Here is a 19,731-nt window from a genome sequence, read left to right on the forward strand (position 1 = left end):
ATCGTTTCTTCTGCTTGTTGACACAGACCCTAACAAAAAGGCGGCCCGCCGTCACGAGCCGCCTTGGTTTGTCTATGGTCCAGCCTCAGCCGCCGAGCTTGGCCTTGACCGCAGCCGCGGCGTCGCCGCCATCGAAGGTCGTGACACCCTGGAGCCACGGCGTCACCGCGTCGGGATTGGCCTTGAGCCACTCGGTCGCCGCAACCTTGGCTTCCTTGCTGTCATTGAGGATGCCGCCCATGATCTCATTTTCCATCTTGAGCGTGAATTTGAGATTGGAGATGAATTTGCCGACATTCGGGCAGTCTGCGACATAACCCTTGCGCACATTGGTGGCGACCGTGGCGCCGCCGAAATTCGGGCCGAAGACGTCGTCACCGCCCGACAGATAGGCCATTTCGAAATTGGCGTTCATCGGATGCGGCTCCCAGCCAAGGAAGACCATATCGGTTTTCTTCGGTCCCGACTTGGCGACCTGGGCGAGCATGCCCTGCTCCGAGCTTTCGACCAGCTCGAAGCCCTTGAGTCCGAATTTGTCGCCCGAAATCATATCGAGGATGAGCCGGTTGCCGTCATTGCCGGGCTCGATGCCGTAGATCTTGTTGTCGAGCTTGTCCTTGAACTTGGCGATGTCGGCGAAATCCTTGAGGCCGGCGTCATACGTATATTTGGGAACGGCGAGGGTATATTTGGCGCCCTCGAGATTGACGCCCAGCGTTTCGACCGAGCCATCCTCGCGATAAGGCTTGATGTCGTTTTCCATGGTCGGCATCCAGTTGCCGAGGAATACATCGATGTCCTTGCTCTTGAGCGAGCTGTAGGTGACCGGCACCGACAGGAGCTGCACTTCGGGCTCATAGCCCAGCGCCTCGAGGAGAACATTCGCGGTCGCGGTGGTGGCGGTGATGTCGGTCCAGCCGACATCCGAGAAGCGCACCTTCTTGCAAGCTTCGGCATCACCCGCCGCGGCCGCTTCGGCCATCAGGCCCAAGCTGGCGCTCAACGCCAATACGCCCAGCAAAGCCCGGAACTTCGTGGTCATCTTATCCTCCCTATGGCTATCTTTGCCGGAAAGACTACTCTCATTTGCGGGGGGATCGTCAAGCTTTTTATTGGACGGACGTCCAAGGAAAACGATAGGCTAGTGTCCCGAATCCGAAGTTCGCCACTGCCAGCGGCACATTCCGAGCGAACTTCGGATTCGGAAGGACACTAGAAAACTTAATGATTCTAGTGTGCTTTTGAACGCGAAGTTCCTGTCGGTGCAAGCCGCCCGATATCAGGAACTTTGCGTTCAGCACACTAGGCGGTCCAGGCATAAAGAGGCACCAATGCCCAAGAGGGGAATGAAACCGATCCGGCGCCAGCAGCTGATCGATGCGGCGATCTCGTCGATCCATGAGCATGGCTTCGCCAGCGCCACGGTGGCACGTATCGCCCGCAAGGCCGGCGTCTCGACCGGCATCGTGCATCACTATTTCGCCGACAAGACCGACCTGCTCGCCGCCACCATGCGGGCGATGCTCGACGTGCTCAGGCGCGAGGCGGTGGAGCGCATAGGCAACGCCCACACGCCGATCGAGCGCATCTATGCGATCATTCACGCCTCCTTCGGCGATGCGCAATTCGCCGAGGAAGTGTTCAGCGCCTGGCTGGCGCTTTACGGCAATGCGCGCGAGTCGGAGAAGCTGCAGCGCATCCTGCGCATCTATCACCGGCGGCTGCACAGCAATCTCGTCTATAATCTCGTGCCGCTGATCGGGCGGCCGCGCGCCGAGGACGTGGCGCTCGGCATCGGCGCCCTCATCGACGGGCTGTGGCTGCGTTATGCGCTGACCGGGCGGCCGGACGATGCCGAAGTGCCGCGCGCCATGACACGCGCCTATGCCGACGCTATGATCGCAGCATAAAAGTCTCTCAAAAAGGAACGCGGACATGAAACCAGTCAAGTGGGGCATCATCTCGACGGCCAATATCGGGGTCAAGAAAGTCATCCCCGGCATGCTGAAGAGCAAGGAGATCGAGATCACGGCGATCTCGTCGCGCGACAAGAAGACGGCGCAGAAATGGGCGAAGGAGCTCGGCATCGCCAAGGCCTATGGCTCCTATGAGGAAATGCTCGCCGATCCCGAGATCGAGGCGGTCTATAATCCGCTGCCCAACCACCTGCATGTTCCCCTGACGCTCGCCGCCGCCAAGGCCGGCAAACATGTGCTGTGCGAGAAGCCGGTCGCCATCACCGCCAAGGAAGCGGAGAAGCTCAAAAAGGCGCCAAAAGGCATCTATATCGCCGAAGCCTTCATGGTGCGCCATGCCGCGCAATGGCTGGAGGTGCGCAAGCGCATCGCCAAGGGCGAGATCGGCGAGCCGCGCCTCATCCAGGTGCTGTTCTCCTATTTTCTCGACGACCCGAAGAATGTCCGCAACGACGCCAAGATCGGCGGCGGCGGGCTGCTCGACATCGGCTGCTATCCGATCACCGTGGCGCGTTTCATTTTCGATGCCGAGCCCAAGCGCGTGACCGGCGTCTTCGACCGCGACCCCAAATTCAAGATCGACCGCATCATGAGCGGGCTTGCCGATTTCGGCAAAGGCCGGCAGCTCTCCTTCGCCATCGCGACGCAGACGGCGCCGTTCCAGCGCGTGCAGATCCTCGGCACCAAGGGCCGCATCGAGATCGAGATCCCGTTCAACGCGCCGCCCGACAAGCCGAACCGCTTCTTCGTGCAGGGCATGGTGATGAATGAAGGCAAGACGCACGAACTGCCGGTGAGCGATCAGTATCAATTGCAGGGCGAAGCCTTCAACCGCGTCATCCGCAAGAAGGAAAAGGCCGATTACGGCGTCAAGGACGCGATCCAGAGCATGAAGATCATCGATGCGTTCTTCCGTTCGGAAAAGAGCCGGAAATGGGAGAAAGTGTGAAAGCCGGCCCGGATTGATGAGAGTTTACGCGCCTGGGAGATTGTGCAAAGCTTGGCGCAGTGACGCGGGATAGGCTTCCTCTCGACGTTTGTCGGCGGGAATGTTGACAGGGAGATCAGAGCATGGCCGACAAGAAACCGGCAGGAGACGTGGACGTCACCAAAGCCTGGCAGGCGACGCAGGATCAGAAGGGCGCCGCCACACGGCTTCGGATTTTCGCCCTGCTGTCGTGGGCTGTCGCCATCGGCGGCGAAATCGCCGGCATTGTCCTGCTCAGGCAGCACAAGTTCGATGAAGGCAATCTCGGGCTGCTGATCGGCATTCTGGTCGGGATCGCGATCTTCGCCATTGCCGGCAGCTTGTTGTGGAAAGCTGCCAACAGGAAAAATCCGGCCAGCAAGGCCGATGCTTTCCGGTTCTTTGTCCAGAACCAGCTCGGGGCGATCATCACGCTGATCGCCTTCCTGCCGCTGGTGATCCTGATCTTCATGGACAAGGACATGGATCCCAAGAACAAGAAGATCGCCGGCGGCATCGGCGCCGTCCTCGCCGTGGTCGCGGCACTCATCGGGGTGAATTTCCAGCCGCCGTCGGTCGAGCAATACACCGAAGATATGAATCAGTGTGCGACCCAGATCAGGGCCGGCCAGCCGACCACGGCCTGCTCACCGGAAGTCGCGGCGCAGGCGCAGGACATCGCCCGGGATTCGCAGGCCGTGACCGACGCCACGAAAACCACCCAGAACCCGAATGGTCAGGATGTCGTGTATTGGATCGCGCCTGAAGCCGGGGCCAAGAAGTCTTCGACCCCGCATGTCTTCCACCTCTGCGAAGCCGTGAGTCCGCTGCGCGGCAAGACCGTAAATCACGGCTCGGTGACGCAAGCCTATTCGGAGAATGCCATCCGCATTACCGAGCAGATTGCCATGGAGCAGAAGCAATGCGGGTTCACCACCTCGAATTGATCCCGCAGCTTCAGACTACACGTCCTTCATCAATTCCATGAAGCGGATGCGGTTGCCGAACGGGTCGATGACCTCGACCTCGAGCCTTCCGTCCTGATCCTCGAGGCCGGGCCTCATATAGCGGTAGTCTTTTCCGATGAGCTCGCGCTGGAAGGCGCGGATGCCTTTCATGTAGACGCACATATTGCCGCCAGGCGTCGCGTCGCCCGCATGTTCGGAGAGATGCAGCCTGAGCCCTGAACGCGAGATCTGGGTATAAAGCGGGGAGTTGTCGCCGTAACGATGCTCCCAGTCGACGGCAAAACCCAAGAAGCCAAGATAGAATTCATGCGCCTTGGGCACGTCGAAGATGCGCACGATCGGCACCGCCGCTTCGAAGACGATCGGCTCGTCGTCGCGACGATCACCCATGATATTGCTCGTCGCTGACCTTCTCCAGCCAGTCGACGGTCTTGCCGTCCTGCGCTTCCTGGATGGCAATATGGGTCATGAAGGTGTTGGGCGAGGCGCCATGCCAGTGGCGTTCGCCGGGCGGAAACCACACGATATCGCCGGGGCGGATCTCCTCGATGGGGCCGCCCTCGCGCTGCGCCCGGCCAAGCCCCGCCGTGACGATCAGGGTCTGGCCGAGCGGATGGGTGTGCCAGTTGGTGCGCGCTCCCGGCTCGAAGGTGACGCTGGCGCCGGCGACGCGGGCAGGAGCCGCCGCCTGAAACAGCGGATCGATGCGGACGGTGCCGATGAACCAGTCAGCCGGTCCCTTGGCCGAGGCCTGCATGCCGATGCGCTTGATGTCCATGATCGCGATCCTTTCGACGTTGCGGGGCCTTGCTTACCACAGCCGCGCGGCGCCGCGCACACCGCTTTTCTCGCCATGCCGGGCGCGCGCCACCTTGACGCTGGCGGCGCCGGAGAACGCATAACGGCCGGCACGCAGTCCCAGTTCCTCGACGAGCTCGGGCAGGCCCGACAGCCCGCCGCCGATCACGAAGATGTCGGGATCGACGACATTGACGATGGCGGCGGTGAGGCGCGCCAGCCGGTCGGCAAGGCGGTCGATCGCGGCCTTCGCCATGTCGTCGCCGGCACGCGCCTTGGCGACGATGTCAGGTCCCTTCAGCGCCACGCCCGTGACCTTGGCATAGTCACGCGTGAGGCCCGTGCCCGACACATATTGCTCGACGCAGCCCGCTTTGCCGCAGAAGCAGGGAATGAGCGGCCATTCGCTGTCATTGGGCCAGGGCATCGGCGTATGACCGAATTCGGCCGCCTCGTTGTTGGGACCGTGGCGCACCTGGCCGTCGATGACGAGGCCGCCACCCAGCGCCGTGCCGATGGTGAAGCAGGCGACGACGCCGTGGCCCGCCCCGGCCCCGTCATGGGCCTCCGACAGCGCAAAGCAATTGGCGTCGTTCTCGAGCCGGACCGGCCGGCCCAGCAGCTGTTCGATATCGGCCGGCATCGGTTTGCCGTTGCAGTCGAGGATATTGGCATTGCGCCACAGGCCGGTCCTGGGCGCGACCGAGCCCGGCGCGCCGACGCCGATGGTGGCACCTGCGCCCGCATGCTCTTGCGCCTCGCGCACCATGCCTGCGATCGCCGCGAGGATCGCGTCATAGGTCCTGGGCGTCGATACGCGTTTCTCGAACCGGACGCGGCCGTCATCGGCGAGCACGATCGCGTCGATCTTGGTGCCGCCGAGATCGATGCCGATGCGGTCAGGCGCGGTTGTAGATGTCGTCATAACGCACGATGTCGTCTTCGCCAAGATAATCGCCGAACTGCACCTCGATGACCTCGACCAGCCCGTCATGGAGATTTTCGAGACGGTGTTTCGCACCTTGGGGAATATCGATCGACTGCGCGCGGGTGAGCGCCACGACCTTGTCGTCGACGGTAACGGTGGCGGTGCCGGAGACGACGGTCCAATGCTCGCCACGATGCTTGTGGCTCTGCAAGGAGAGCCGGCCGCCCGGCGTGACGACGATGCGCTTCACCTTGAAGCTCTTGCCCTCGTCGAGCACGTGGAAGGAGCCCCAGGGACGGGTTTCACTATACATCAAACTAACCTCTCTCATTTAGTGGCGCGTGATCTTGACGGAAGACCAGCGCCCACTTTTCCTGATCACGCGCTGCTCTAAGCTATGCGCAGCTGGGTGCCCGGATCGAAGAACACCGCCTTGTCGAGATTGAAGGCGAGCTTCATGCGGCTGCCGGCCGCCACACGGGCATCGGCCCTGAGCCGCGCCACCACCTGCTTGCCGCCCAGATGGGTGACGGCAAAAGTGTCTGAGCCGGCGGGCTCGACCACCTCGATCTGGCATTCCGACAGAACGACACCGGCGGAATTGCGGTCCGCCCCGTCGGGATCGGTCAGCGCTTCCGGCCTGATACCGAAAATGACATTGCCGCCGGCATGTTTGGCGATCCGGCCGGCGCCCTCGGGCAAGGCCAGCGTCAAAGGATCGCCCGAGCGTTGCGGCATCGAGAGGCGAAGCCCGTGGCCATTCGCCTCGACGCTGGCGGGGATGAGATTCATCGCCGGCGAGCCCATGAAATCGGCGACGAACATATTGGACGGATGATTGTAGATCTCGGCCGGGGTGCCGAATTGCTGCAGGATGCCGTCCTTCAGCACCGCGATGCGCGAGGCGAGCGTCATCGCCTCGATCTGGTCATGCGTCACATAGACGATGGTGGTCTTCATCGACTGGTGCAGGCGCTTGATCTCGGTGCGCATGTCGACACGCAGTTTGGCGTCGAGATTGGACAGCGGCTCATCAAAGAGGAAGACCAGAGGCCGGCGCACCAGAGCGCGGCCCATGGCGACGCGCTGGCGCTGGCCGCCCGACAGCTGGCTCGGCTTGCGGTCGAGCAGATGCTTGATCTGCAAGGTCTCGGAGACGTCGTTCACCGCCTTGTCGCGCTCCGGCTTCGGCACGCCCTTGATCTCCATGCCGAAGGCGATGTTCTGCGCCACCGTCATGTTGGGATAGAGCGCATAGGACTGGAACACCATGGCGATGTCGCGCTCGGACGGATGCAGATCGTTCACCTTGCGGCCATTGATGTGGATCTCGCCCGCGGTGATCGTCTCGAGACCGGCAATGGTGTTGAGCAAGGTCGACTTGCCGCAGCCCGAGGGACCGACAAGGACGAGAAAGCCGCCTTCTTCGATGGCGAGATCGATGCCCTTCAGCACATCGACATTGCCGAAGCGCTTTTCGAGGCTCTTGATTTCAAGAAACGGCATGTTTCACCCCTTGACCGCGCCCGCCATCAATCCACGCACGAAATACCGGCCCGACACGACATAGACGATGAGGGTCGGCAAAGCGGCGAGAATGGCGCCGGCAAAATGCACATTGTATTCCTTGACGCCCGTCGACGAGCTGACGAGGTTGTTGAGCGCCACCGTCATCGGCAGCGAATAGGAATCGGCGAAGGAAACGCCGAACAGGAAGTCGTTCCAGATATTGGTGAACTGCCAGATCACCGTGACGACGATGATGGGGCCCGAGCTCGGCAGCAGGATACGGCGGAAGATCTGGAAGAAGCTGGCGCCATCGATCATCGCGGCGCGCACCAGCTCGGTCGGGAAGGCTTCGTAGTAGTTGCGGAAGAACAGAGTGGTGAAGCCGATGCCATAGATGGCATGGACGAGCGAGAGGCCCCAGGTGGTGCCGGCAATGCCCAGAAGCCCCAGCACCTTGGCCATCGGGATGAGCACGATCTGGAACGGGATGAAGCAGGAGAGCAGCATCAGCGTGAAGACCAGATTGTCGCCGGGAAAGCGCCATTTGGTCAGCACATAACCATTGAGGGCGCCGAGCAGCGTCGATGCAGCGACCGCCGGCACGACCATCAGGATCGAATTGAGGAAATAGGGTTTCAAGCCGGTCGGCTGGACGCCGATCTGCGCCGTCGACCAGGCGCTGAACCACGGATCGAGCGTGAATTGCTGCGGCAAGGACAGCATGTCGCCCTGGCGGATCTCGTCCAGAGGCTTCACCGAATTCACCAGCATCACGTAAAGCGGCAGCAGGTAATAGAAGGCGAAGAGGATGAGAGCGCAATAGATCAGGATGCGCGTCAGCGACGCCGTCCTGACCGCGGTATCGGGGGCGGCGGCGCTCATGATTTCCGCCCCGTGCTGAGTTCGGAATAGAGATAAGGCACGATGACGGACGCGATCATGATCAGCATGATGGTCGCCGAGGCGGCGCCGATGCCCATGGAGTTGCGGGTGAAGGTGTAGGAATACATGAAGGTGGCGGGAAGCTCAGTGGCCTGGCCCGGCCCGCCGCCGGTGAGCGCGACCACCAGATCGTAAGCCTTGATGGCGAGATGCGCCAGCACCACGAAAGCCGACAGGAAGACCGGGCGCATCATCGGAATGATGATGCGGCGGTAGATGGTGAGATTGGAGGCGCCGTCCATCTGCGCCGCCTTGATGATCTCATTGTCGACGCCGCGCAGGCCCGCCAGGAACATCGCCATGACGAAACCCGACGATTGCCAGACCGCCGCGATCACCACGGTGTAGATCGCGAAGTTACGGTCCTTGATCCAGGTGAAGGAGAAACTTTCCCAGCCCCATTGATGCATCGTGTGCTCGAGACCGATGCCGGGGTCGAGAAACCATTTCCAGGCGGTGCCGGTGACGATGAAGGAGAGCGCCATCGGATAGAGATAGATCGGGCGCAGCACGCCCTCGGCGCGGATCTTCTGGTCGAGCAATATGGCGAGGCCTAAGCCCAGCACCGAGCAGATGATGATATAAAGCGAGCCGAAAATGCCGAGATTGCCGAGCGCCCGCCACCAATGCGGCAAGGCCCAGAGCTTGGAATAATTCTCAAGACCGACCCAGCCGAAGGACGGCAGCATCTTCGAGTCGGTGAAGGAGAGATAGCCGGTGAACAGGATGAAGCCATAGACGAAGATCAGAACCGCGGCGAAGCTCGGCGCCAGCACGAGGCGCGGCAAGAGCTCCTGCAGGTAATTCCTCGCTGATGGCGCCGTGGCGGCTTGGGCCATGGCTTCACCCCCCTACTCTTGAGATGACGGTTGAAACTTTGCCCGCTTTTCGGGCCGTGTGCCAGAGAGAAAGCAAAGGCCCCGGCGTGTGGACCGGGGCCTCGCTGTTCTCTGTATCGATTACTTCGCAGCCGCGATGGCGGTGACGAGTTCCTTCACGGCGGCATCGGAGTCGAGCTCGCCATTGAAGTGCCGGGTCACGACGTCATAAAGCGCGTTCTTGACCGCCGCCGGAGCGGCATAGCCATGCGCCATCGAGCCCATCAGCGTGCCGGCGCCGGCCGCTTCGGCCAGATCCTTCATGCCTTTCTTGCCGCAATCGTCGAAAGCGGTGTCGGGCACGTCGGTGCGGGCCGGGACGGAGCCCTTGACCACGTTGAAGGACGACTGGAAGGCGGGGTTCTCGATGGCCGAAGCCATCTCGAGCTGGGCCTTCTGCTTGTCCTCGCCGACCTTGAACATCATGAACATGTCGGAGTTGAAGGTGACCGAGCCTTGCGTGCCGGGGAAGCGGATGCAGACGAAGTCGGCACCCGGCTTCTGGCCGGCCTTGAGGAACTCGCCCTTGGCCCAGTCGCCCATGAATTGCAGGCCGGCCTTGCCTTCGATGACCATGGCGGAAGCGAGGTTCCAGTCGCGGCCGGAGAAGTTGGCATCGACATAGGAGCGCAGCTTCGCCATGCGGTCGAAAGCTTCCTTCATCTTGGGCGAGCCCAAGGCTTCCGGATCGAGATCGATCATCGCCTTCTTGTAGAAGTCGTTGCCGAGCGAGAGCACGACACCGTCGAAGATCGTCGCGTCCTGCCAGGGCTGGCCGCCATGGGCGACCGGGGTGATGCCGGCGGCCTTGAACTTGTCGAGAAGGGCGACGAGCTCGTCCCAGCTCTCCGGCGCCTTGCCGCCCGCGGCATCGAGCGCCTTCTTGTTGATCCACACCCAGTTGGTGGAGTGCACGTTCACCGGGGCGGCGATCCATTTGCCGTCATATTTGGCGAAGCCCTGCAGCGCCGCCGGGATGACCTTGTCCCAGCCTTCCTTGTCGGCCACGGCACCGAGATCGCCCACCACGCCCTGCTTGGCCCAGTCGGTGATGTCGAAGCCGAGCGCCTGCACGGCGGTGGGCGGGTTGCCTGCGGTGACGCGGGCGCGCAAGGCGGTCATCGCCTGCTCACCGCCGCCGCCGGCGACCGGCATGTCCTGCCAGGTGACGCCCTTGGATTCGAGATCCTTTTTCAAAACATCTAGGGCCGCGGCCTCGCCGCCCGAGGTCCACCAGTGGAGCACTTCCACCTGGTCGGCCGCCTGGGCGCTCAAAGCGAGCCCAGAGGCAAATACGCTGGTCAGCAGCAATCTACGCAACATGAATTCCTCCCTGAGTTGCGATACGCATTCCGGCGCCCGCACAGGCACCGGTCAATCATCGGCAAAGCTAGAAGCCCGGGCTCTTCAGCGCCGTAATCGGAAGTCTTCGAAGCGGGAAGCTTCGCGCGCCGCGACAGCCCTGGCAAATGAAATGAATAGTCTCCTCCCTCGGCCTAGGTTGTTCTTGTTGATCCCGGAACCGTGCCGAGACCTGTAACGTTACAGATTTTCCTTGTCAACAGGGCCGGAAGCCTGTTGATGAAAACACCCTTTAATTGTTGGATGATTGACATGGGAGTCAGAAGAATCAATATGATCGCGCCCATTTTCTGAAACGTTACAAGCCCCATGGACCGCTCCCGCAGCAAGCCGCCGCACCGCCCTTCGCAAGGGCCGCCGACGCTGCGCACGATCGCCGGACTGACCGGCCTCGGCGTCACCACGGTATCGCGGGCGCTGAAAGACGGGCCGGAACTCTCGCATGAGACCAAGGCCCGGGTGCGCGCGGTGGCGGACCAGATCGGCTACCGGCCGCATCGCGCCGGCGTGCGCCTCAAGACCGGGCGCACCTTCGTGATCTCCTTCGTGCTCAACCAGGCCGACGATATGAGCGATTACGCGAGGCGCCTGATCATGGGCATCAGCGATGCCTTGCGCGGCACGCAATATCACCTGCAGGTCCTGCCGCAGAATATCGACCAGGACCCGATCGATCCGGTGCGCTACATCGTCGACACGGCGGCGGCGGACGGTCTCATCCTCACCCATTCCGAGCCGCAGGATCTGCGCGTCAAGATGCTGCTCGAGCGCGATTTCCCCTTCATCACTTTCGGGCGCACCGAACTGGCGACGCCGCATCCCTATATCGACACCGACAATTTCGACTTCGCCTATCGCGCCGCGCAAGCGCTGCTCGCGCGCGGGCGGAAACGCATCGTCATCGTGCTGCCGCCCAAGCAATTCACCTATAGCGGCCATCAGCAGGCCGGCTATCGCCGCGCCGTGTTCGAAGCCGGGCTCGAGCCGCGCATGGCCGAAGGCGTCGACCTCTATTCACCGGCCTTCACCTTGCGCGCCTATGCCAACCGGCTGGCGCGCGAGGCCGGAGCGCCCGACGGCATCATCTGCGGCTCGGAGATGCAGGCGCTCGGCATGATGCTGGGCTTTCAGGATGCGGGCTTCGTCATCGGGCGCGATGTCGACATCGCCAACAAGAAGACGTCCAACATCCTCGATCTGGTGCAGATGCCGACATTGCAGTATTTCGAGGACCTGATCCGCGCCGGGCATGACTGCGCTGAATACCTGCTCAAGCGCATCGAAGGCCGCGAGCCGGTGAGCACCCTGCAGCGCCTCGACCTGACGAGCTTCAGCGAAGGCAGCACGCAATCCTGACTGACCGGACAGTGCTAACCAGGCGCGCGTCCGCCACAATCATTAATTGCGCATCCCCCTTAATCATCCGCGCAGATTGCCCCTTGCGGTTGTCCCGACCCGGGTGGAGGATCGCGTGGGATGAAGAGGGATGCCGTGCAGAGGCCGGGACGGCTCAAAGTACCGATTCTTCCGGGCAATGTGACGTCTTTGCGCCGGATCATAGACCATGCTGCGATCGGCATGGCGCTGCTTGGCAAGGATGGTCGTCTCCTTTACGCGAACCGCTCCTTCCAGACACAGACCGGCTATACGGCAAGGCAATCCGCCGGACTCAAGCTCGCCGACATCACGCATCCGCAAGAGCAGCGAAAGCTCCGGCCCACCGCGCGCGGCAAGGACGGCGTCGAGCTCTGCTATGTGCGCCGGGACGGCTCACTCTTTCATGCGCTGACCAGTCTTTCAAAGCTGGGCAAGGGCCATGGAAAATTCGACGCAATTTTGCAACTGACGCCCATCGAAGCGCGCAAGGAGCGCGACCAGGTGCTGGCCGAGAACGAATGGCGCTGGAACCAGGCTCTGCGTAGCGCCGAGCAAGGCGTCTGGGACATCGACATCGCGAACAACCGGATCTGGATCTCGCCCTATTGGGAAGGCGTGCTCGGCTTCGGATCGGACAAGGCCGACGTCTTCAGGAAGAAATGGCTGGCCCGCCTGCATCCCGACGATCGCGCGCATATGCAACGCGCGATCGATGGCCTGAGAGGCGGCAGTCTCTCCGAAACCCATGAAACCTACCGGCTGCACCGCGCCGACGGCGTCTGGATCTGGATCCTGTCACGCGGCAAGGTCACCCACCGCGCACCCGACGGTTCAGCGCTGCGCATCATCGGCACCACCGCGGATATCACGCGGCAGAAAGAGACCGAGGCGCTGCTCGCCGCCACGACCGATCGGCTCGACATCGCCCTCGCTGCCGGCGGCGTCGGCATCTATGACGTGGATGTCCGCACCGGCCTGCGCAATTTCGATGACCGGACGCTGGCGCTTCATGGGCTCAAGCGCGCGACATTTGACAGCACGCAGAAAGCCTGGGAACACGCCGTCCACCCTGACGACCTCGCCCGGGTCCTGCAGCAGATCGCTACCACCCGCGCATCGCAGCAGAACACGACGCAATATGACTATCGTGTCATTCATCCGTCGGGGGCGATCCGTCACATCCATGCCATCGCCCGCTTGATCCGGGCGCCCGACGGCGCAGCACTGCGCGTCATCGGCGTGTGCCGGGACGTCACCGAGGAGGCCGAACGGACACAACGGCTGCAGGAGGCATTGACACAACTCGCCGCCACCACCGAACGGCTGGAGCTCGCTCTCGAAGCCGGTGGGATCGGTATTTTCGACGTCGACATCGCCGCCGACAAACGCCGGTTCGACGACCGGATACTGGCGCTCCATGGTCTGAGCCGCGAGGATTATGACGGCTCGCGCGAGGCCTGGGCGCAGACCATCCACCCTGATGACCGGGCGCGGCTCATCGAGCAGATCACCGCCGACCGGGCCTCGGGCGAGGCCTCGCAGCACTATGATTTCCGTGTCGTGCACCCGCGCTCGGGCGTCGTCCGCCATATCCGCTCCATAACCCGGCAGATCCACGCGGTCGACGGCGCCGTGCAGAACGTCGTCGGCGTCAGCTGGGATGTCACAAGCGAGGTCGAGCAGACAACCAGGCTGCTGGAGACGGCCGCCCGGCTCGCCACCACGACCGACCGATTGAATCTCGCTCTCGAGGCGGGCGATGTCGGCACGTTCGACACCGATGTCGTCGCCGGCAGGCACATGCTCGACGCCCGGACCCTCACCCTCCTCGGCAGAGAGCCAGGCGATGCCGGTCACACGGTGGAGACCTGGATGGGCGCCATCCACCCGGAGGATCGCCCACGGATCGAGCAGGAATTCGCGGCAAACCTGGCGTCGACAGTAACGTCCGCCCAGTATGATTTTCGCGTGGTGCACAAGCGCAGCGGCGCCATCCGGCATATCCGTTCCCTGACCCGGTTGATCCGTGACGAGATGGGCAAGGCACTGCGCGCCACCGGCGCGTGCTGGGACATCACCGATCACGTCGAGCGCGCCCGGCAATTGCGCGAGGCACTGTCCCTGCTCGACGCGATCATGAACGCCACGCCCGATCTGGTTTTCGCCAAAGATCTCGCCGGCCGCTATCTCATCACCAACAAGGCGGCCGAGAAGGTCACCGGGCATTCCGTCGCCGATGTCGTCGGCAAGGACGATACGGAGATCTACCCGGCCGAGACTGCCGCGATCTACATCGCCAATGATCGCCACGCATTGGCCACCGGCCAGCCCCATACGGTCGAAGAGACCGGCGTCACCGACGGCGTGCCGCGTATATGGCTGACGAACAAGGCGCCGCTGCGCGATGCCCATGGCCATGTCATCGGTCTCGTCGGCGTCGCGCGTGACATCACCGAGATCAAGAAGGCCGAGACGGCGCTGCGCGAGACGCTCGAGCTGCTCGATGCGGTGATGCGCGGCACGCCGGACCTCATCTTTGTCAAGGATCGCGACAGCCGCTACCTCGTCGCCAATGAGGCGCTCGGGCGGGTGCTTGGCCGCAAGACCGAGGACATGCTGGGCTTGCGGCCGGCCGATGTTCATCCGCCGCATGTCGCCGAAAAGCTGATGGCGCATGACCGCCGGATCATGACGAGCGGCGCCGCCCAGACGATCGAGGAAACCATCCTCGTCGACGATGTCTCCCGTATCTTCCTGTCGACCAAGGCACCACGCCGCGACGAGCACGGCAATGTCATCGGCATCATCGGCATCGCCCGCGATATCACCGACATGAAGACGGCCGAGGCCGCGGTCATGGCGCTGAACCAGCGGCTGCAGATCGCCATCGAGGCCTCGGGCGGCGGCGTCTTCGACGCCGACATGACGAAGCCGGAATTCCGCTGGGGCTCGCGCATGTACGAGCTCTACGACCTTCCTCGCGACGCCTATGACGGCACGCTCGAGCAATGCTGAGCTTCATTCATGCCGACGACGTGCCCAAGGTGCTCAAGGCCTATGAGGCCGCGCTCAACGAGACCTTCGTCTTCAGCATGGATTTCCGGATCCGCCGGCAGCGCTCAGGCGAATTGCGGCATATACGCTCCTTCGCCCGGGTGATCCGCGACGAAGCCGGCGTGGCGGTGCGCGCCGTGGGCATGAATTTCGACATCACCGATCACAAGGAGCTGGCGGAGGCGCTGTTCGAGGAGAAGGAGCGCCTGCGCATCACGCTGCATTCGATCGGCGACTCGGTGATCACCACCGATGCCGAGGCGCGTATCACCTTCATGAATCCGATCGCCGAGGAGATGACCGGCTGGCCGGCGGCCGAAGCGGCGGGCCGGCCGCTCAGCGAGGTCTTCCGGATCGTCGACGAGATCACCGGCGCGCCGTTTACCGATCCGGTCGCGGCATGCCTTGCGCAGATGCGCCCCTATCACCTCGATGACGGCGCCGTGCTCATCGCGCGCGACGGCGAACGGCGCAATGTCCGCGATTCGGCGGCGCCGGTGCGCGCCACTTCGGGCGACATCATCGGCGCCGTATTGGTGTTCCAGGACGTGACCAAGGCGCGCAGCCTGCAGCAGGCGCTCGAACATTCCGCCACCCATGACGGCCTGACCGGATTGCCCAACCGCACCGCCTTCGAACGCAATCTTCAGGCGGCGCGCGAGGCCATATCCAGGAAACGCGAGCACGTCCTGTGCTTCATAGATCTCGACCGCTTTAAGATCGTCAATGACGACGCCGGCCATGCGGCGGGCGACGCCCTGCTGCGCGACGTCGCCAATCTGTTGCGCCGGGCCTGCCGCGCCGATGACGTCGCCGCGCGCCTGGGCGGTGACGAATTTGCGCTTCTCCTGCACGACTGCGGCGTCAGCGACGGCGAGCGGCTGGCCCAGCGCTTCCTGAAGAACCTCGCCGATCTGCGCTTCACCTGGAACGATCGCGCCTATCAGATCGGCGCCAGCATAGGCCTGACCCTCATCGCGACGGACGCCCCACCGACGGACGAATTGATGAGCCAGGCCGATATCGCCTGCTACACCGCGAAATTCGCGGGGCGCAACCAGATCGCGGTCTATGGCGGCGCCGGCAGCCCGGCGCAACGGCACCATCGCGAGGTGCAGGTCGCGGCCGGCATCCGCAATGCCATCGAGAGTGACCGCTTCCGTCTCTTCGCGCAGGAGGTCATCGACCTGAAACCGGCGAGCGGCACAAGACGGCATTTCGAGATCCTGCTCAGGATGCTGGACGAGAGGGGCGCCGTCATGGAGCCGGCGAGCTTCATCCCGGCATCGGAACGCTACGACCTGATGGGCAGCATCGACCGCTGGGTCATCCGCACCACCTTCCGCGCCTATGGCGCGCGCCTGCGTCAGACGCCGGATATGACGATCGCCCTCAATCTTTCCGCCAATTCGCTCAACGATCCGTTCTTATGGCCGTTCCTGCAGGAGGAGCTCGCGGCCTCGGGGCTGCCGGCGGGGCGGATCAATTTCGAGATCACCGAGACCGCCGTGATCAACAACCTGGCGGTCGCCAAGCAATTCCTGTCGCGCGCGCGCGCCGCCGGCTGCGGCGTCCTCCTCGATGATTTCGGCACCGGCCTGAGCTCGTTCATCTATCTGAGGCAATTTCCGGTCGACGGCGTCAAGATCGACGGCAGCTTCATCCGCCAGATGACCGAGAACCCGATCGACCGCACCATCGTCGAATCGATCAACGCCATCGGCCATCGTCTCGGCGCCGTCACCGTCGCCGAGCAGGTCGAGGACGAAGCCACACTCGAGCTGGTGCGCGCCATGGGCGTCGACCGGGCGCAAGGTTACGCCATCTCGAGGCCCACGCCCTTCGACACTCTGTTCTGACTTGTTAGCTGCGCATCGGCTTATCCGAAAACCGCCTCACACCTTTTCGGGCCGATACTCAGGAATCCCACTTCGGCGCCCAGCCCAAAGGCGAGACGAGCCGGCGGTTCTGCCGTGAGGCCGCCGACAGCTTCGCCATGTCGGCCGACGACAATTCGAAATCGAGAACCCTGAGGTTGCTCCGGGCATTGTCGCGCTTGGTCGTCATCGGCACCGCCACCACACCCTGCTGGATGATCCAGCGCAGCGCGATCTCGGAGGGCGGCCGCTTCAGGCGCGTCGCCACCTCGACGACCACCGGGTCCTTGAGCACCGCGCCGCGGCCGAGCGGACTATAGGCCGACAGCACCATGCCGAGCTTCTCGGCTTCGGCCCGGACCTCAGACTGGTCGAGCAAGGGATGGAATTCGACCTGGTTGTTGATGAGCTTCTGGCCGGCCCGCTTGGCCGCCCGCCGCATGAGGGCGATGGTGAAGTTGCTGACCCCGATCTCACGCGCCAGCCCCGAGGCCTGGGCGGCGCAGAGCGAGTCGAGCGCCTGGTCGAAATCCGCCTCGGACGGCGGCCAGTGGATGAGCAGGAGGTCGACCTGCTTGACGCCAAGCTTGTCGAGGCTTTCCTCGACCGAATGCATGAAATGGCGGCGGCCGAGATTGTCGCGGGCCACCTTGGTGACGAGGAAGATCTCATCGCGGTCTACGCCGGATTTGGCGATGGCCTGGCCGACGTCCTTCTCGTTGTCATAGAGCTGGGCGGTGTCGATATGACGGATGCCGAGATCGAGCGCCATGGCGACGCCGTCGCGGCACTCGACCCCGGTCAGGGGGTAAGTGCCATATCCCAGGACAGGGATGCCATTGGCCGTCTTCATGGCGCGTCTCCCTAGCGCGTGATCAGGAAAAGTGGACACCGGTTTTCCGTCCGATCACGCGCTAAACCAAAAATTTCGATCACGTTTATCACTTTAGGTCGACCCGACCTAAAGTGATCGTGATCTAAGGCCACTTTTCCTATCAGCACCTTAATCAACCGATTCCCATTGAGCCAGAGCAAATTGCACCCGGGTCAGCACCGTCTTCGTTTGCGGCCAGCTCGCGGCTTCGTTCCCGCCCAAGCCCGGCGGCGCCGGATCCAATAGATATCATCCCCGCGAATTCGAAGACTCGAAGGATCGCCTGACAAGATGGAGACGGAAATGCGTTTGATAGCACTGGTCGCCGCCGCGAGCGCGGCGTGTCTTGCCCCACTGGCCGCAGAAGCGGCCTCGGTATCGAAGAAGGTCGAGATCGCCGCCGCGCCCGACAAAGTCTGGGCAGCGATCGGCGGGTTCTGCGATATCGGGTCGTGGCTGCCGATCGTCGCGACATGCGAGATGACCGAAACGGGTGGCAAGAAGGTCCGCACCCTGACCACGGGAGACGGCGGCGTCCTGGTCGAATCGCTGGAGCGCTGGGACGATGCCGGCATGTCCTACACCTACCGCATCCAGTCGAGCCCGCTGCCGATGGAGAACTATATCGCCACCATCAAAGTATCGGGCAAAGGCAAGGCCAGCACGGTCGAATGGTCGTCCAGCTTCGATCCCAAGGGCGCCCCGGAAGCCGATGTCGTGAAGACCATAAGCGGAATCTACCAGGCCGGTTTCGACGGGCTGAAGAAGAAGCTCTAGATCCCAACTAAGCTCATCGCGCCGCGGCCGCCCGACACCGTATGTCGGACGGTCTGGCGCCATAGGCCCGGCGAAAGCTGCGGATGAAGTAGGACAGATCGCCAAAGCCGGCATCGAAGGCAACCGCGGCAATGCCGCGGTCCGGCACATTGGGATTGGTCAGCATGCGATGGGCGCGGGCGAGCCGCTCGGCGAGCACGAACTGGGTGAATGTCGTGCCCTCCCCTTCGAACAGCATCTGGACATAACGAGGCGTGACCCGTTGACGGGCCGCAAGCTCTCCAACCGATATGGCGCAGCCACGGTGAAGGCAATTGGCGATGTCCGCCTTGATGGAGCGCAAACGCGCCACAGGCAGACTGCGCTGGCCGGCCTGATCGGCAATGTCACGTCTCGTACCTATGGCCAGGGCGATGAGGTCATGGACATGAGCCACCGCCATACGGTGCAATTCAGGGCTGGTCAGAGCCTGATCGCCGCCCATCACCGACAGATAGCTTTCGAGCAGCCGCAAGGCATCGTTGCGCGGCACCGGCTTGCGATGGGATGCATCGATATCGCCCAAGAGCAGTTTCAGCGGGGCGCGCGGCACACTGAGAGCCAGCACGCTCGCCTCCGTCGAGAACAGGCAGGCTCCGACGTCGGCATTCGACAGCAGGATGCTTTCGCCGGGGCCGATCGGAATTTCCTCATTCCGGCGCAACAGGATGCCGGCGCCCGTTCTCACCAGCAGAACCAGATCGTCATTGCCATCGGCAATCAGTGCCCGCGACCTCCCCACGCGACAGGGCGCATGGCGTCCTGAGATCACACCGAGGCCAGGCAGTATCCGCAGTGTCAGATCGGCGTGGAAGGGTACGCCGGGCAATGCCTCGACATCGAGCCGCATCAGGTGCCCGAGCTCGTCGCGCAGGAACCTGATGCGGTCGGCCTCGGGCACGTCCCTGGTCGAAAGCGGGAAGGTGCCGAAGCGATTGCGGGCCATCTCTGCGCTCCTCAGCCCTTGGCCAGATAGGGAATCGTTCCGGCCAGATCGGTGTCGTCGATCAGCTGAAAGCGGCTTTCGCTGCCCTTCTGACGGGCGGTGACATAAGGGGCGTATTGAGGATCGGAGGTGAAGGCCTTGACGGCTTCCGCCGACGGAAACGCCATGAGGGCGATGAGGCTGGTCTCGAGCGGCCGGCCTTCCAGCGTCTTCACATTCCCGCTGCGCGACAGATATTTGCCGCCATGCTTGTGCACGAGATCATGCACCGAAGCCGCATAGGCCGGCACCCAGCCCGCGTCGTTCACCTTGATGTCCGCGATCACATAAACCGTCATAGTCTTCATCTCCTGCAGTCGGTTGTCCGGCACAGGATTTGTCCTGTGACCTGACCCAAGCCTGACAGAAGAAGGCCGGCAGCTTCCAGTCCACGAAGAGTAACGGGCCGGTACAGTTTCC

Annotated in this window: 18 protein-coding genes and 1 pseudogene; 7 read left to right on the forward strand and 12 right to left on the reverse strand. The window is 63.0% G+C overall.

The window, feature by feature from the left end; genetic code table 11:
- Positions 1-85: 85 nt before the first annotated feature.
- Positions 86-1,042: a choline ABC transporter substrate-binding protein gene (locus JHL16_RS32465; protein WP_200188980.1), complete on the reverse strand. Its 957-nt coding sequence runs from the start codon at positions 1,040-1,042 to the stop codon at positions 86-88.
- A 289-nt stretch (positions 1,043-1,331) separates the two neighbouring features.
- Here JHL16_RS32465 and betI point away from each other — a divergent pair, with 289 nt between their 5' ends.
- From betI to JHL16_RS32480, 3 genes are all read left to right on the forward strand, one after another.
- On the forward strand, positions 1,332-1,910 hold the full coding sequence (betI, locus tag JHL16_RS32470) for a transcriptional regulator BetI (protein WP_281436064.1): 579 nt from the start codon (positions 1,332-1,334) through the stop codon (positions 1,908-1,910).
- A 25-nt stretch (positions 1,911-1,935) separates the two neighbouring features.
- Positions 1,936-2,925 carry a Gfo/Idh/MocA family protein gene (locus JHL16_RS32475; protein ID WP_200188982.1) on the forward strand — a complete coding sequence of 330 codons (990 nt, stop codon included), beginning with the start codon at positions 1,936-1,938 and terminating at the stop codon, positions 2,923-2,925.
- A gap of 122 nt (positions 2,926-3,047) precedes the next feature.
- Positions 3,048-3,890 (forward strand): SLC5/6 family protein, encoded by an 843-nt coding sequence (locus JHL16_RS32480; protein ID WP_200188983.1) that lies wholly within the window; start codon positions 3,048-3,050, stop codon positions 3,888-3,890.
- Positions 3,891-3,905: 15 nt separating this feature from the next.
- On the opposite strand, the gene JHL16_RS32485 is transcribed toward JHL16_RS32480, so the two are convergent.
- The 8 genes and pseudogenes from JHL16_RS32485 to JHL16_RS32520 form a co-directional block, all read right to left on the reverse strand.
- Positions 3,906-4,301: a glyoxalase superfamily protein gene (locus JHL16_RS32485; protein WP_200188984.1), complete on the reverse strand. Its 396-nt coding sequence runs from the start codon at positions 4,299-4,301 to the stop codon at positions 3,906-3,908.
- Positions 4,294-4,689, reverse strand: coding sequence for a (R)-mandelonitrile lyase (locus tag JHL16_RS32490; RefSeq protein ID WP_200188985.1), 396 nt, complete (start codon positions 4,687-4,689; stop codon positions 4,294-4,296). Before JHL16_RS32490 ends, JHL16_RS32485 begins: the two co-directional genes overlap by 8 nt.
- Positions 4,690-4,722: 33 nt before the next feature.
- Positions 4,723-5,634, reverse strand: coding sequence for an ROK family protein (locus tag JHL16_RS32495; RefSeq protein WP_200188986.1), 912 nt, complete (start codon positions 5,632-5,634; stop codon positions 4,723-4,725).
- Positions 5,609-5,935 (reverse strand): annotated as a pseudogene (locus tag JHL16_RS32500) (phosphomannose isomerase type II C-terminal cupin domain); the annotation flags it as partial. The pseudogene JHL16_RS32500 and the gene JHL16_RS32495, both read right to left, overlap by 26 nt.
- 92 nt (positions 5,936-6,027) lie before the next feature.
- Complete coding sequence (locus tag JHL16_RS32505; RefSeq protein WP_200188988.1) at positions 6,028-7,143, reverse strand: ABC transporter ATP-binding protein; 1,116 nt, start codon at positions 7,141-7,143, stop codon at positions 6,028-6,030.
- A 3-nt stretch (positions 7,144-7,146) separates the two neighbouring features.
- Positions 7,147-8,028: a carbohydrate ABC transporter permease gene (locus JHL16_RS32510; RefSeq protein ID WP_200188989.1), complete on the reverse strand. Its 882-nt coding sequence runs from the start codon at positions 8,026-8,028 to the stop codon at positions 7,147-7,149.
- Complete coding sequence (locus JHL16_RS32515) at positions 8,025-8,927, reverse strand: carbohydrate ABC transporter permease (protein ID WP_200188990.1); 903 nt, start codon at positions 8,925-8,927, stop codon at positions 8,025-8,027. The genes JHL16_RS32510 and JHL16_RS32515 overlap by 4 nt, the downstream gene beginning before the upstream one ends.
- Positions 8,928-9,047: 120 nt before the next feature.
- Positions 9,048-10,289 carry an ABC transporter substrate-binding protein gene (locus JHL16_RS32520; RefSeq protein ID WP_200188991.1) on the reverse strand — a complete coding sequence of 414 codons (1,242 nt, stop codon included), beginning with the start codon at positions 10,287-10,289 and terminating at the stop codon, positions 9,048-9,050.
- 348 nt (positions 10,290-10,637) lie between these two features.
- On the opposite strand from JHL16_RS32520, the gene JHL16_RS32525 reads away from it, so the two are divergent.
- The 3 genes from JHL16_RS32525 to JHL16_RS32535 all read left to right on the forward strand — a co-directional run bounded on the left by JHL16_RS32525 (position 10,638) and on the right by JHL16_RS32535 (position 16,618).
- Positions 10,638-11,684, forward strand: coding sequence for a LacI family DNA-binding transcriptional regulator (locus JHL16_RS32525; RefSeq protein WP_200188992.1), 1,047 nt, complete (start codon positions 10,638-10,640; stop codon positions 11,682-11,684).
- A gap of 120 nt (positions 11,685-11,804) precedes the next feature.
- On the forward strand, positions 11,805-14,720 hold the full coding sequence (locus JHL16_RS32530) for a PAS domain S-box protein (protein ID WP_200188993.1): 2,916 nt from the start codon (positions 11,805-11,807) through the stop codon (positions 14,718-14,720).
- On the forward strand, positions 14,714-16,618 hold the full coding sequence (locus JHL16_RS32535) for an EAL domain-containing protein (protein WP_200188994.1): 1,905 nt from the start codon (positions 14,714-14,716) through the stop codon (positions 16,616-16,618). Before JHL16_RS32530 ends, JHL16_RS32535 begins: the two co-directional genes overlap by 7 nt.
- 58 nt (positions 16,619-16,676) lie before the next feature.
- On the opposite strand, the gene JHL16_RS32540 is transcribed toward JHL16_RS32535, so the two are convergent.
- The gene (locus tag JHL16_RS32540; RefSeq protein ID WP_200188995.1) at positions 16,677-17,489 is read right to left on the reverse strand and encodes an aldo/keto reductase; all 813 of its coding nucleotides are present in this window, start codon (positions 17,487-17,489) and stop codon (positions 16,677-16,679) included.
- A 324-nt stretch (positions 17,490-17,813) separates the two neighbouring features.
- Between JHL16_RS32540 and JHL16_RS32545 the strand changes: the two genes are divergently transcribed.
- Positions 17,814-18,287, forward strand: coding sequence for an SRPBCC family protein (locus JHL16_RS32545; RefSeq protein ID WP_200188996.1), 474 nt, complete (start codon positions 17,814-17,816; stop codon positions 18,285-18,287).
- Positions 18,288-18,300: 13 nt separating this feature from the next.
- Here JHL16_RS32545 and JHL16_RS32550 read toward each other — a convergent pair whose 3' ends face one another.
- The gene (locus JHL16_RS32550) at positions 18,301-19,272 is read right to left on the reverse strand and encodes a helix-turn-helix transcriptional regulator (protein WP_200188997.1); all 972 of its coding nucleotides are present in this window, start codon (positions 19,270-19,272) and stop codon (positions 18,301-18,303) included.
- An 11-nt stretch (positions 19,273-19,283) separates the two neighbouring features.
- Positions 19,284-19,610: a DUF1330 domain-containing protein gene (locus JHL16_RS32555; protein ID WP_200188998.1), complete on the reverse strand. Its 327-nt coding sequence runs from the start codon at positions 19,608-19,610 to the stop codon at positions 19,284-19,286.
- Positions 19,611-19,731: the final 121 nt, after the last annotated feature.

It is taken from the genome of Taklimakanibacter albus, from assembly GCF_016595235.1.
Lineage (GTDB): Bacteria > Pseudomonadota > Alphaproteobacteria > Rhizobiales > Aestuariivirgaceae > Taklimakanibacter > Taklimakanibacter albus.